General features: G+C 55.4%; 16 protein-coding genes. All 16 read right to left on the reverse strand.

Translation table 11 applies throughout. From position 1 onward, the window contains the following. Window positions 1–131 precede the first annotated feature (131 nt). The 16 genes from ACTNBZ_RS01085 to ACTNBZ_RS01160 all read right to left on the reverse strand — a co-directional run bounded on the left by ACTNBZ_RS01085 (window position 132) and on the right by ACTNBZ_RS01160 (window position 13,085). On the reverse strand, window positions 132–689 hold the full coding sequence (locus tag ACTNBZ_RS01085) for a YodL domain-containing protein (RefSeq protein ID WP_441207788.1): 558 nt from the start codon (window positions 687–689) through the stop codon (window positions 132–134). A gap of 31 nt (window positions 690–720) precedes the next feature. Then, window positions 721–1,080 carry a SpoVG family protein gene (locus ACTNBZ_RS01090; protein WP_331904745.1) on the reverse strand — a complete coding sequence of 120 codons (360 nt, stop codon included), beginning with the start codon at window positions 1,078–1,080 and terminating at the stop codon, window positions 721–723. Between the two features lie 20 nt (window positions 1,081–1,100). After that, window positions 1,101–1,829: a DUF3849 domain-containing protein gene (locus tag ACTNBZ_RS01095; RefSeq protein ID WP_441207789.1), complete on the reverse strand. Its 729-nt coding sequence runs from the start codon at window positions 1,827–1,829 to the stop codon at window positions 1,101–1,103. After that, on the reverse strand, window positions 1,822–2,322 hold the full coding sequence (locus tag ACTNBZ_RS01100) for a hypothetical protein (protein WP_441207790.1): 501 nt from the start codon (window positions 2,320–2,322) through the stop codon (window positions 1,822–1,824). The genes ACTNBZ_RS01095 and ACTNBZ_RS01100 overlap by 8 nt, the downstream gene beginning before the upstream one ends. Before the next feature lie 2 nt (window positions 2,323–2,324). Beyond that, window positions 2,325–3,308 (reverse strand): DNA adenine methylase, encoded by a 984-nt coding sequence (locus ACTNBZ_RS01105; RefSeq protein ID WP_441207791.1) that lies wholly within the window; start codon window positions 3,306–3,308, stop codon window positions 2,325–2,327. Next, on the reverse strand, window positions 3,305–3,640 hold the full coding sequence (locus tag ACTNBZ_RS01110) for a hypothetical protein (RefSeq protein WP_441207792.1): 336 nt from the start codon (window positions 3,638–3,640) through the stop codon (window positions 3,305–3,307). Before ACTNBZ_RS01110 ends, ACTNBZ_RS01105 begins: the two co-directional genes overlap by 4 nt. 144 nt (window positions 3,641–3,784) lie before the next feature. Then, window positions 3,785–4,822 carry a hypothetical protein gene (locus tag ACTNBZ_RS01115; RefSeq protein ID WP_441207793.1) on the reverse strand — a complete coding sequence of 346 codons (1,038 nt, stop codon included), beginning with the start codon at window positions 4,820–4,822 and terminating at the stop codon, window positions 3,785–3,787. Next, window positions 4,822–5,991 (reverse strand): antirestriction protein ArdA, encoded by a 1,170-nt coding sequence (locus ACTNBZ_RS01120; RefSeq protein WP_441207888.1) that lies wholly within the window; start codon window positions 5,989–5,991, stop codon window positions 4,822–4,824. Before ACTNBZ_RS01120 ends, ACTNBZ_RS01115 begins: the two co-directional genes overlap by 1 nt. 1 nt (window position 5,992) lies before the next feature. Continuing rightward, complete coding sequence (locus tag ACTNBZ_RS01125) at window positions 5,993–6,979, reverse strand: DUF4314 domain-containing protein (RefSeq protein WP_441207794.1); 987 nt, start codon at window positions 6,977–6,979, stop codon at window positions 5,993–5,995. Next, window positions 6,980–7,690, reverse strand: coding sequence for a hypothetical protein (locus tag ACTNBZ_RS01130; protein WP_441207795.1), 711 nt, complete (start codon window positions 7,688–7,690; stop codon window positions 6,980–6,982). 439 nt (window positions 7,691–8,129) lie between these two features. Then, on the reverse strand, window positions 8,130–8,867 hold the full coding sequence (locus tag ACTNBZ_RS01135; protein ID WP_441207796.1) for a hypothetical protein: 738 nt from the start codon (window positions 8,865–8,867) through the stop codon (window positions 8,130–8,132). After that, window positions 8,867–9,988 carry a DUF6329 domain-containing protein gene (locus ACTNBZ_RS01140; protein WP_441207797.1) on the reverse strand — a complete coding sequence of 374 codons (1,122 nt, stop codon included), beginning with the start codon at window positions 9,986–9,988 and terminating at the stop codon, window positions 8,867–8,869. Before ACTNBZ_RS01140 ends, ACTNBZ_RS01135 begins: the two co-directional genes overlap by 1 nt. Next, entirely contained in the window at window positions 9,985–11,184 is a 1,200-nt protein-coding gene (locus ACTNBZ_RS01145) for an antirestriction protein ArdA (RefSeq protein WP_441207798.1), read from the reverse strand. Before ACTNBZ_RS01145 ends, ACTNBZ_RS01140 begins: the two co-directional genes overlap by 4 nt. Next, entirely contained in the window at window positions 11,184–11,879 is a 696-nt protein-coding gene (locus ACTNBZ_RS01150) for a hypothetical protein (RefSeq protein ID WP_441207799.1), read from the reverse strand. The genes ACTNBZ_RS01145 and ACTNBZ_RS01150 overlap by 1 nt, the downstream gene beginning before the upstream one ends. Continuing rightward, on the reverse strand, window positions 11,876–12,319 hold the full coding sequence (locus tag ACTNBZ_RS01155) for a hypothetical protein (RefSeq protein ID WP_441207800.1): 444 nt from the start codon (window positions 12,317–12,319) through the stop codon (window positions 11,876–11,878). Before ACTNBZ_RS01155 ends, ACTNBZ_RS01150 begins: the two co-directional genes overlap by 4 nt. 76 nt (window positions 12,320–12,395) lie before the next feature. After that, window positions 12,396–13,085, reverse strand: coding sequence for a hypothetical protein (locus ACTNBZ_RS01160; protein WP_441207801.1), 690 nt, complete (start codon window positions 13,083–13,085; stop codon window positions 12,396–12,398). Window positions 13,086–13,340 lie beyond the last annotated feature (255 nt).

Below are 13,340 nucleotides of genomic sequence, written 5' to 3' on the forward strand. Positions count from 1 at the left end.
AAGGTACATTCCTCCTGTAAGTAAAAATGATTTTTGGTAGTGTGTTGGCTGGAAAGAGATCATGGGATGCGTTTGGGGAGGCCCCCGGCCTCGGCTGGGCAAAGGAAAATCCGGGCGGCTATCCTCCCAGACTACATAGTCATTTCGTGGCATTCGTTCTGCTCCTGACGCTGGTCGAACTGGATGGGACGGAATCCAACGCGGTCGCAGTAGAAGAACTCGCTGCCGGAATCATCGTACAGCTCCACCACATCGGACAGAGCCATCCGGTAGCCCTGATATCCGGGAGGCGGGCTGTCCCGGCAGATGGCGTAAATCTGTTCCAGATCATTGGTGCCAAGATTGCCGTCAAAGACCTGCGTATAATTGTCTGCGTCCGGTTCTCCGAACCGCTGGATCAGATCTTCATATCCGATAAAGCGCATGGTGACATCCACGCCTTTCCGGAGCTGCCAGATGCGGCAGCCTTTTTGCGGCTGCCCCAGCTCCTCGCCGGGCGCCTCTCCGGCTGCAAGGCGGTCAAATACGCCTTCCTTCCACTGAGGCGTCAGATTCAGCCGGGCCAGGTAGTGGGACAGCTCATCCGTCTGGAACATCTCGTCCACAACAGCGGCGTCATCCTTCACATAGCCCACCATGTTGCCATAGAAGATCAGGCGGTTTCGATTGTCTATTGTGAAGCGGACCAAAATCACATCACCTCCCTTCAGGGCGAGCGGCTCACATCTGCTGGCTCATGGCCTGGTCGGGAGCGTCGCCTTTCTGCTCCTGCTGCTCCTGGAGCTTCTGCTCGTAGGCGTCGTTGACGGCGTCCACCAGAGCGTTCCGGGCCTCGGCGGTGATGGCGTGGAAGGTGTCGTTGTACTTGGTCTCACCGTTTTTCTTGTAGGAGTCCTGGGGCATGGAGATGAAACGGCCCTTGTCCGACTCGATGACCCGGATGCCGTGGACGGCAAAGGCGCCGCCGATGGTGGCGCTGGCAAAGGCTTTGGTCTTGAAATCTCCGTCCATCAGACGGTCGATCCGCGCCTCTACCTGGGGCGTGGTGGCTTCCTGCTGTTTCTTCTTGGTTGTTGCCATGGTAATCAAGCTCCTTTCACTCACATGGTTGGGGTGGTCATATCGGGAGATTCGGCGGGATCTTCCTGCCGGATCTGCTTCAGGCTCTCTCTGGCCCAGTCGGGCAGATGCTCCTCCCGGAGAATGCCGATGAAGTCGCTGCGGTTCCACCGGGTCTGCTCCCCGTCGCCGAGGCAGGTGGCGTATACCGCCCTGCCCGCGGCGTTGGGGGCGCAGCCAAACCCGCCGGTCGCCAGCCAGAGCTGGTTTTCGGGAGCCCAATAGGACTCCCTCAAAGTCATGGGACTCATGTCCAACACCTTGCCTTCCAGCTCCTGCCCGGTCATATCGTCACAGTGGGAGCGCGTAAACAGCCCAAGCGCATCCTGGGCTTCCCGAAACTCATTTACGAAGATGTCCAAAACACCGGCGTGACTTTCTACCATAAACTCATGGTTCCGGTCGATGTGGGGGATGAAGGTTGCGGCGGCCCATTCCTTGTTCCGGCGGCTGAAGCGTCCATCCTCCGGCTTCAACTGAATGGTGGCGGCCAGCACCCATCCCACACGCTTGAAGCCAAAGTCCTCGATGACGCCCCTGGCGCAGTCGTGGCTCAGGTGCATCCCGTCAAAGCCCCTGCGGATGGCCTCCTCGATGGCCTGCTTACAGGCGATGTTCTCCAGATGGCTCGCACGCCAGAGGGCCAGTTCGTTCTGCCGCCTGGCCTCGGAAACAGAGCCGAGATAGAGATAAGCGTGATCCTTAGTCATCGCCCTCGTCCTCATCCGGCTCCATGACTGCCTTGACCAGCTTCTCGAAACCGGCTCTGTCGATGCCGAGCTGTTCCAGACTCTTGTCCAGCTCGGCCGCCCACTTGGTCTTGCGGTCATCGGACACCACCAGAACAGCGCCGTCCACGCTGACCACACAGAGGTTGTCGTGCAGGATGCCGGCATCCGCAAAGGCCTCTGCAGGAATGGGCAGCATATCCTCGCCGCAGCCAAAACAACCGTCGCACGGGTCCGCATCGCCCTCCTGATCCTCCCATACGGCCATCATATCCGCCCACAGGCTGTTGGTCAGCCGAATCAGCGCCATCATAGCGGCGGCTTTCTCCACCGGCTCCATCTCCTGCTTAAGCAGGACAATGGCGTTTTCCAGGGTATGCATCTCCAGCGTTTCCTCCTGCTCCAGACCACTCAGGGTGAGGGCCGCAGGCTGAATGACAGCCTTGCCGTCGTTGGTGTACTTGATAAAGGTCATCTTCATTCCTCCGTTTTATCAGATTTTGTTTTCGGTTCGTGGATCAGCGTGTAGCGCCCGTCGTCTTCCTCCGCGGCTGACAGATTGAAAATGCTGAGCTGCCAATGCCTTGCGGAGTTATAGAGGCGGGGATCATAGTTGGTGATGACGATCTCCTCGTATTCGCTTCCGGCCTTCTGGGACATACTGTTAGGGCGTGTGGTGTAGAAGATGTAAAATTCCTTGTACAGATCTACGATGAAGGGGCAGTAGTTGTAGGAAACCATCACAAACCCCTGGCACTCCAGAAGCGCATCGTGGAGGCGCTGGTGGTCTTCCTTGGGAAAGCCCACCGCATAGCAGTCCTCCGCATCGTAGTAAGGCGGGTCACAGTAGAAGAATGCGTCTTCCCGGTCATATTGGCGGATGAGGTCGACGCAGTCCTTGTTCTCGATGACCACCTCCGCCAGTCTGCGGGAGCACTCCCAGACCAGATGGAAAAAGCGGCGGATGTCGCAGGATTTTCCGGCGAAGGATTTTGCGCCGCCGCTGAAGCTGTACCGGATGAGCTTGAAATAGTCGGCGGCTCGCCGCACATCTCCGCGAGGCGCCCGTTCCAGCATCATCCTTCGGATGGTTTTGGCATCCGGCGGTTCCAGATATCGCTGAGTCAGCTCCATCTCCTCGTCCAGATAGTCATCGGTGAATTCCTCGCGGGAGAAGAACTTATACAGCACATTGAAGTCATCACGGGTGTTCAGCGGCAGAAAGCCAAGCTCCAGAAGGAGCGCCATAGTTCTGTTTTTGACACAGCAGAACAGATTGGTCAGGTCGCCGTTGAAATCGTTATAAACCTCCATGCATCCCTGCTGGATCGGGCGGCTCAATGTCACTGTCCCGCTGCCGCCGAACACATCGATAAACCGGGAATAGCGCGAGGGGGACAGCTTATGGATCAGCCAGAGCAGCTTGCTTTTGCCTCCCACCCAGGGGATGAAGCTTTTCAAGCGGTATCACCTCCCTCCAGGGGGAGGGATATCTGGCCGCTGTCGGTAAATTGCTCCAACGCTTTGGTGAGGCCGCGCTCCGCATGGGAGATCTTCTTGATCCTGCTTCGGAGCTGCCGGATCGTCCTCCGCAGTTCCTCCTCGGTGTCGGCGTAATAATAGCCGGAATCAGAGCTGCAAATGGGGATGCCATCCCCGCGCAGGCAGTTGATTGTGCGGCGAAGGTCAGGCCCGCGAATCTGAAAAGCGGCCTCCAGCTCACGGCTGGGGACGACTCTCAGCTCTCCGCGGTGATACTCCTTCAGGTGCTTGGCGATAGGGTTGTCCGTCATCATGAAGACTCCTTTCCGGGACAGTTACCCGGAAAGAGCGCAAAAAAAGCAGGGGCCGTCAGTCCCTTTCGGGTAACGGCCCCTGTGGCGTTATGAAATTTGGTGTGCTGCTCTGTTCACCTCCATCCAGCGGGGGAAGGTATTCTACATCTGCATGGTCTGACCGGTATCCGGCTGGCTATACTCAAAGTTGAGTTCCGTGCCATTCCAGGATACAAACCCATGTTCAGCAGCGGACAACCCCATGCGCTTCATTTTATAACAGGCATATCCTTCAGCGTCAAAACAGGCGGCGAGCAGTTCGTCCTTGGGATAGATGCCATCCCGCATTGCCAACTCTTTTCCGTAATCGGCAAGATCCATATCACGGGGCATGAAGTGATAGCAGCGGAGATTTTGGGCTAAATCCAGGGCGTAATCCAGGCGGTGGCAATCCTCCAGCTCCATAACCGCCATAAATTTATCCAACCATCTGGGTTCTCCTTGTCCCTGCTCGCTCCAGATGTAACCAAAGTCGATGGCATGGCGGATGAGCTGGGCGGCGGATTCATACTGGGAGGGGATGTTTTCCAGTTGGGGCAGGCAGCAGTCCACCTCCATGGCGATGCACTCGGTCAGGGACTCCGCTTCCAGCTCATCCAGCGCCAGAAGCAGTTCGTCCGGATGGGCGGCGTCCATGTACTCGCCGGTGTCCGGGAAGCCCACCCACACGCCGTCCATGTTGGTTCGGCTGGCCAGCTTGACTCGGATCGCAAAATCGCCTTTGTCGGGATTCATCGAAGGGTCACTGTCCAGAAACGGATTGATTAAAGAGGTGACCTTGATAAAGTGCCCGTCGCAGAAAGTGTTTCCGCCCTTTTGGCGGTAAGCCGCGCCCACTTTTTCCGGGTCAAGAAACTCCCGCGCTTGATCAGAGGGACGCTGGATCTGTTCCATGATGAATTTGCCCAGCTGAACATCATCCCCGGCCCCATAGAACAGATCATAGTGATCCAATTGACTTGCAATCAGCATCACATCGCAGGTCATCCTCGGCTGCTCGATCTGCATTGCTCCACGGAACAGAAGGCTTTCTTTTACCGTCATGTTCTCGAATCGCCGTTCCAGCCAGTCGTGTTGGGATTTGGTCATTTCAAAGCCGTCCAGGAGATCCAGAAGTTGCTTGGTTTGCCGACTCGCCATCACATCATCTCCATTCCGGCATTCTCTGCCTGCGTTTCTTCGCTGTGGATCGGCTCGCCATCTCTGCGCTGGACCAGCCCATAGGGGGTCAGCAGAGCGTTGTGTGCTGCCATGACATCCTGACCGTAGTTGTAGAGGGCGACGTGCTTCTGCAGAATGGACCGGGAATGCTCGTCCACAATGAAGCGAAGCTCCTCTATGGCCACCTCCTCGGGGTTTCGCTGATCAGGCTCGAGCAGGTAGTCATCCAGATTTTCCTCAATCTGAACAGCGGCAGCGATATCGTGACAATCCGCCGCAAGGATAACTGCCTTGAATTTGGAAAGTTCTCCTTGTGCGCTCAGCTCCTTGAAGCATTTGGCCAACTCGTTCAGTCCATGGATATCGTCGAAGTCCGTGTTTTCCAGAAGCGCAGGCATCGCGCTGTCCTCCACCCGGAAGACCATTTCCGACCAGGAGGCGCCTCCGCAAGCCTCCAGCACGGCATCCAGCCGTTCCTGTGTGGCGGGCAGATCCAGGTACATCATGTTATCCGGCTGCTCATTGGAGTGGAAGGGATACCTGCCGACCATCAGGCGGATACCGTATTCCGGCGCTTCGGGAATCAAGGCCAGGCTGTCATATACCTGCTTCAGCTCGGTGTGCTGCGTGACATAACCGCCGCTTACGAAAACGCCGCCCTCCTCAAACCTGGCTTTTCTTCCGAGCATCTCAAAGTCAAGATACTCGAAGATGGAATCCGGGACTTTTTCCAGAGCAGGGATGAAGTCGTTCTCCGCATAGAACCTGCCGAGCTGCTCGTCCGTCGTGGCGTTGACCACATGACAGCAGTCTGCGCTGTAGGCCAGGTCGATCATGGTGGCAACGCTGATGGGACCGTATTTTTTTGCCACCTCCATGTTGAACAGCCCTTCGAAGGCAGTTCTTTCTCTGCCGTTCATCTGTCTCAGGCAGGTCGCCAGCGCATTGAGCTGATACAGATCGCATTCATGGGTCAGATGGACATGGAGGAACTGAAAACCATGGTGTTCAAGGAATTCCCATCTCGGCTTGTCGCCCAGCGTCATTTGAAGCTTGTCCAGTGCGTCCAAAAGGCCATAGTAGGTAGCCGGAAGCTCCAGATCGCACCACCGATCTGTTTTTCCGCCAAACAGCTCCACACGGAACACTTCATTCAAGAGTCATCCCTCCCATTTGGGGCCTGTAGTCCTCCTCATATTTGGCGGGATCGGCACCGGGGACATCCCAGCCACACATACTGCCCACTTCCATAGCCTGGCGCTGGATGGGGCTGACTCCCAGTTTTTCATTCATCTTATCCGCCAGCTCCACATTTTGCTCCTTGTCGCCGGTGTCCCAATCGGAGGGGTAGTAGCCGGACTCGCCCCGGCGGATACAGATGAGGTCACCGGTGGACTTGAGAGTGGAGAAGCACATCTCCGGCAGCCCCTCCGCCACTCTGGGCGCGAAGCGTTCTGCCTCGGTCTGGATGTCCCAATCATCCTCCACGCTCCACAGATGGACATACAGCTCATCGTCGCCGGCGCAGATCTCCCGCTGTTCGAAGCCCTCGCCCCAGCCATCCGACGCCTGTCCGGAGATATACTCTTTCAGGGTGGTCAGTTCCTCCGGGGTGAGGGTGCCAACCACGCGGCACTCGGCAACACCCCAGAGCTGGCCGTTCCGATCTTCAACGGTGAACACGGCGGATTTGACCTTCTGGTTGACGCTGTCATCCTCGCCATACCAGTGCATGATGCCGCTCTCGGATTCTTCCGGCATTCGGTTGTTGATCAGAGCTCTGAGGATCTCACCCTCATAGCACCGCAGCATCCTTCCGTCCAGCAGAGTACTGTCATCCTCCATCTCCCCATACTCGTTGCGGGTGTAGAGGTCCGCCGTCAGAGGCATATACAACTTCAGCGTGGTGGGCTCGGGCGGCAGGACAGAGAAGCTGTCCTCTCCGATGGTCAGCGCCAGGGTTCTGCCATTGTCCCACTTCATGTGGAACTGCCCGGCGTCGTCGATGTGGTCCAGAGTCCCCGTACTGCCCGGCTCCAGCGGGGCATAGGGGTCTTTCATCTCTCTGAGCTTGATCCTTGAGCCTGCGGGAAACTGCTCTCGGAGAAAGCTCAACCATTCTTTGGGTACAGACATTTACATTCCTCCCATCTTCATACCCTGGCCAGAGCTATTTTCATAGTCCGTCAGGGATTGCGGATTTTCTTCGCCATACAGGTCGAAAAGGATATCGTCCACCTGCTTGCGAACAACCGGGTCATCCGTCAGCGTCTCATAGCGGAAGCCCGTGACCGAATGCTGAGGCAGTTCCTTCTGGATGCACCGGAGATATTCCTGTGCGTCGGTGTAGTCCATCCGGCTGCCATCGGCGAAGGTGACCCGGCCCACAGGCTTTGCCTGCTGGGCCATCTGCTGCTGGCGCAGGTCGTAGCAGTAGAGATACCCCTGGTAGTCGCCAGGGGAAGGGGTGCAGCGGAGGCAATAGCGGTAATGCTCGGTGTCCACGACATAGCCATAGCACCGGCCGTCTTCGGTGATCTCACCTCCATTCCGGTAGCAGTAGCTTCTCATCGAGGCCAGATCCTTGAGCGGCCCATCAGCCCGAAGCACATCCACGACTTCCTGAAGCTCACCCTTGAATTCCTCGGTGTTGAACTGGTCATCGTTGTGGGGCCACCAGGTGTGGTAGAATCCTTTTCCGGAAGATCCAAAGTCCATCCGGACATGGCCGACCGTGCCCAGCCTCTCGTCGGCGGTCTCATCGAGTTCCGAATAGAAGAGGCCCGCTTCCTCGGGAGAAGCGGGCCTGATGCGAATCGGTGTATTTACTTTTACATTCTGCTTCATGGTATTAGCCTCCGTATCCGTACAGGGATGGTAAATTTGCCAGTCAGGATGTCCCATCCTACCCAGAGTTACTCGCTGGAATGCGATGGAGATGTCATCATCGTTGTAATATCCATGATGGAAATCCGATGCGCTGATGACATCTTCCTTGATATCTGCGGCAAATCTTTCATCAAGGCTGGAGAAATATGTCCCAAAAGTCTTGTGAAGATATGCTTTGATGTCACTCTCCAACTGTTCCGATAAAGAAATGGCCATTTGCTTCACCTCCTCATGCGGAACAATACCACAGCTCAGCGGAAATAGCTATGACCAAAAGGCGTCCTGCCGGAGAAGTGGAGATAGCCGGCGACAGCAGCTCCCAGTGCTGCCAGAGATGCTACTGTGATCATGATTTTCTTCTTCATTTACATTCCTCCCAATCATTGGATCGTGTTGCTCAGGTCATCTGCATATCAAACCCCGGCTCCGGGGACTCCATGATCTGTTCCAGGTGCCGCGGGGCTACGATGACCTCGCTTTCGTTCCTGCCGGTGAACAGGGCCAGGATGTGTTCCTTCCGAATCTGCGCCTCATACACCGTTCCCTCCTCACCGAAGCGGTGGGCAAACCAGTCCGCCGTTTTCCGATCCAGTGTCCAGGACAGCGCCCTGATATTTTTGGCGTTGTAGGGGGTAACGCCCCGATAGACCGTCACCGTATCCTCCAGCGCCTGGTGTGCGGTGCGCTCCTCCTCATCCATCAGGGACTCCGGAGAGACAGATCGGAACAAGGCCACCAGTTCTCGTTTGCTCACATTGCAGTCCTGATTGGGGCATTCCTCCTGGGGCCAGGCGGTGGATAAGAGCTTCCCCAGATCCTTCTCCGAGAGAGCGGAGGCGGCAAACTTGATAAAAGTCAGATAATAGGGCGGGTTGAGCAGTACGAAGATCTGATGGACATTTTCGGCGCTGTCGATCTGCTCGCCAACCTTTCTGCGCCACCTTGTGCAGTCATCCGAATTGTTGATCAGGTCGACCATGGAGAGGCTCCCATCCTCATTCCGAAGTGCGGAAATTCCAGAGGATGTGAAGGGGTGGCTGACGATCACCGGGGAGAGGGCCGTTTTCTGGATCTGTACATCGAGGAGGGTGTGCGCCACCAGCTTTACGCGGAGCAGATCGGTTTCGCGGGGCATCAGGAAAGGCCTCCCATCTCCATCGCTTGGGTTTCCTCAGCGAAGGGGCTGCTGCATCGGCGGATCAGGCCGAACTCGGTTCGCCGGACTCCTTCCTCCGCCATAGTGTCCTCACCCAGCTTCTCAAAATCCATATACCCGTCGATGGTATCGATCAGCTCGTCATCAGCACCGATGCGCCGAAGGACGGTTTGGCCATATTCATAGGTGTCCTCCGTGATACGCTCATAGTCGTCCAGATTCATGGCATATCGAAGAGCATCCTGCATAGTCCCCGGCTGCTCCACAGAAAGAACCGACAGATATTTCAGCAGTTCACCGTCTTCACACTGCATCCCCTCAATGGCCCAAGCCAATTCGTTTGCATCTTCCACGCAGACCCCTGTAGTGGGAATGTGCTCGTCCATATAGGGAACGGAAAACGACACCTTGGTTACTGCTGCCTCTGCAAAACAATCGATTCCCAGTGTTCTTTTTACTCGCTCCAATTCTTCCTTCGTTGCAGGAAGGCAGATACTCACTTGCGCTTGGGAAGAGGAGAGGTCAAGCTGGATCTTTGATTTTTTCTCTCTGACAAGCTCATCATCCTGCTTGCGGAGCACATAGCCTGCATAGGTATAGGCGCCGCCATGCTCGGCATAGTATTCTGCGCCGATTTTTGCGAAGTCCAGATAGGGCCAGGCTGCTTCGGGGAATCTGGGGTCACCCTGAATCTGACCGGCAACAGCGACATAGCGGCCAAGTGTCACATCTGAATTGACATTGGGAATGAGGATGTAGTCCGACACCTGTTCCGCCACACGAATCATATCGTTCAGATCATTGATGCTGTTGCCATCCAAGGCGCCGGCATAGATATTTCGTTCGCGGGAGTCCATTTTGGCAATGATGCTCGAAAGCTGATTCAGCTGTGCAAGCTGCGTTCTGGAATCAGGGTCGAGTCCGCCGAGGTACGACGGCAGATTGGCAATCACGCTTTTGATCTCGACGATCTCTGTTTTTCCTTCTCTGCTGGCCTCATCGAGCTGGCAGGAGGCTTCAGTGATGGCGCTCTGAGATGCGGGAAACCGGAGCGGGACAATGACAGAACTCCCACTTCGCTTCATGAAGAGTTGGATCATGCCATTCCTCCCATCTGAACCTCCTGTTCCCGCTGGCACTGATCCACCGGGCCTTCCGTCATCAGTTCCTCCAGATCTACTGTGCCGACATAGGCGATATAGCCGCGGTCGGTAAACACGCCCGACTGATAGTCCATGTGCTGCAGGCCATACCGCTCGTAGTCATAAAACTCGTCCAGATTGGGGTCATACTCAAAATGGCCGGATTTCTGGATCATGTATTTCCCGTACTCCGCGGGGGTGTGCGCACCGGGGGCGAATTCAAACAGATCCATGTTTTCCGCCAGACGGCGGATCTGGCTGGCGTTTTCCGGCTTGGCCATGCTTACTGCTGCCCCCAGCTTCTTGCGGTCATGAATCGAAAACTTCTCCACAGCCAGCGCCAGCTCATTGAGTTCGTGGATGTTATCGCACCGGAAGTCCAGTGCTACATCCACTTCCTCCGGAAATGAGCTGTCGGCTATCCAGAGACACATATCCTTTGGATCGGTAATGCCGGAACGCTGCATGGCACGCTCAATTTGTCCTTTGGATGCGGGGAGGTAGACCCAGGTGACATTCTTGCTATTCTCCGGTTCCTGTCGGGAGGTTATTCCGACAGCAGTCATATCGGCCTCATAGTGATAGCAGGGCAGGTGCTTTCCATCATAGAGCTGTGAAAGCTGCATACCGTTGTCATAGACCACGCCATAGCGGGTGACGGTTCCCTCATTGTCCTCAATCAGCAGAATGGCGGTTTCCTCTCCGTCCAACTGCTCCAATTCTTCCATGCTTGCGCAGCCGCCGTGGATGTTCATGTAGTGGTCACGGCCAATCTCCCGTAAATTTGTGAAGTCCGTAATCACCGTTGCCTGCTGACAACAAAAGGTCAGGTTGATGAGATCCTTCATGCTGGCGAGATTCAGCTTTTCAGCCATCGCCTGAAATTGCGAAAACTCGCCCACAGTAAAGCTGTCCAACCGCTTTGCCAGATAGTCCAACTCATCAAGGTTGACTTTGGTGCATACCAACCGATTCAGCACAGGCCAGGCACTGTCGAGCGAGTCCAAGCGGCAGTCGGCTTCAGAGGCATCGCCGATCTCCAGTGCCTCCAACAGCGCAACGCAGTGGTCGTATTGATTTCTGGGAATGGGAAGAGGGATCGTCGCAACACCGTATTCCGGGTGGTCGGCGTTGCTCAGAACTGCTTCCATCATCACATTGCATCACCTTGCTTTCTTTCAAAATTCAAAATCGCATCTCCGTACTTGGCCAGAAGCAGAGCGCAGACAATCAGGTGGAACGCCTCATCTGTGACCAATTCGGGGGATGCGAGATCGGCGAGAGTGATATTGCGGCTGCCGGTGGAGATGGCTTTGGCCGCCTGGTAAACACTGTACAGTTCCGTCTGGATGCCGGAAAGCTGGACGGACTGGAAGTCAAATCCGCAGGCGTCAAATTTCCAGATCATCCTGCGCCAGATATCCTCATACGCCGTGAGGAGAAACAGCGCGGCCAGATCACGGCCTGACATTCGATAGCAGCGCGCATGCCAGTGCTGCCAACGCTCCCGATGACTGTCGCTCAGGAAAAATCCAATGGAGCAGCCATTGAAACTCCTCTCTAAGCGGGCCTGAAGCTGCACTCCCGCTTCAGGGAAGAAGCAATCCCTGACAAACTCGTTGAGATCAATCGCACCGGCCACGATCCGTTCATCCAGACAGACGCACTGCTCCAAAGGGCAGGGATGATTGCGTCTGAAGTTCATGCAGTATGTGCACTCCATGTCATCTCTGCTATATTGGAAACCGGGAGAGTATCGGCCATGGCCCCTGAGCTTGAAATAGGGCGGGGTCATCATCTGCTGTTCCATCTGGCACAGCGGTGTATCCCGCATGAAGTAGCGTGTCATAAGGTCATACTCATCCCTTCCTGCTTGATTTCGCAACCGTCTTCTCTGATTTCCTCATTCTCCTCCATATCGCTTTTCTGGCCGGGAATAAGGCATTCGCCCGGATAAAGCTCCATTTCGTAAAGCACGCTGCCATCACCGCTTCTGCGGTCAAGGACTTTGATGGTCGTGCCCCCAAATAAATAGTTGGATGCCTTTTCGAAATCAGAGCGGAATCCCTTCCCGTAATTACAGGTCGAATACTGATGAGTCGGCTGATCCTTGACCACGGAATAGTAAGCGTTGGTCTGAACCTCAGTCACCACCCGCACAAGCCCGACCAGGGCAGGGTGCTTGCTATGGCTGGTTGCCACCAACTCTGTCCCGGGGCGGATACAGCGTTTCAACTCAGCCAGATTTTTGATGCGCAGCGGCGCTTTTTGTTCGTTCTTTTGATCCAATCTTCAATCCTCCTGTCTGGTTTGAGGCAATAAAAAAGCGCCGGAGTCTTATTTCTAAAACTCCGGCGCCTGAATATTACATGATCGGTTCTTGGTTGTAGGATTCCATGGGGTGCTGCTCCTGCTCTCTTATACGCTCCAGGGCATCGGGAGCTGCGATGGCAATCTGCTCCTGAACGCCCCGGATGCACTTTTCCTGCTTGGCAGTTAAGTCAAAACCAGCGTCCAAGGTGTCAGAGCAGCACCGGTAGATTTCGATAAGCTGCTCCTGATTGAAGATTTGCTGTTTGGAAATGAGGCCGGCGCGGATGGCGAAGTCCTGCTTGGCACCTGCATAGTTTTCCTGAAAGTAATTGCCTTGGTTGAGACCTGTGCGGTCGAAGCTCCAGTCCCATGTGACGAATTGGACGCCAAGCCGGGTGGGATGGGCGGCCAGCACGGCTCCATTGAAGTCAGCCAGCAGGCGGTAGTCACCGGTCAGGCTTTGGGCTTGCAGGGGCGGAGCCTGTTCCAGCAGCGTCATGTACTCCCGCACGGTGCAAGCCAGATCGGTGGCTCGCTCACAGGCCCGTTGCCGTTCCGGCGTCGCTACATCCTCCTGCCAGTAGCGAACGCCTCCGTCCGCGGTGATCCGGCAGAGAGGGAGACCTTGCCAGTCCGCTGACAGATAGTCGGTTTCGCCTATGTGGACCGTGTAGCCTTCTTTGCTAAGGCGAAGCGAAAGCTCCGAAAAATATGGGCTCAATGGCTTCATTTGCTGATCCATCCTAAAGACCTCCAGTCGATTGAATATATATTTTGCAAATAAAAAAAGGCCGCCACCCAGTGATGGGTGACGGCCACTATGCTCCAAAAAGAAAATCAGTGGTTTGTACTACATTTTGGTATAAACCACTTTGTTCACAAAAATTTAACAATTTATTTTTTGAGTAGGTCAATATTTATCATCGTTTCGGGCCAAAAAAGAGGCTCAAAACCGGTTAGATTTAGTTCAAGTCCTCACCACACGAGTGAAGGGCGG

The sequence above is a fragment of the Pseudoflavonifractor sp. HCP28S3_F10 genome, from assembly GCF_052065415.1.
GTDB lineage: Bacteria > Bacillota > Clostridia > Oscillospirales > Oscillospiraceae > Pseudoflavonifractor_A.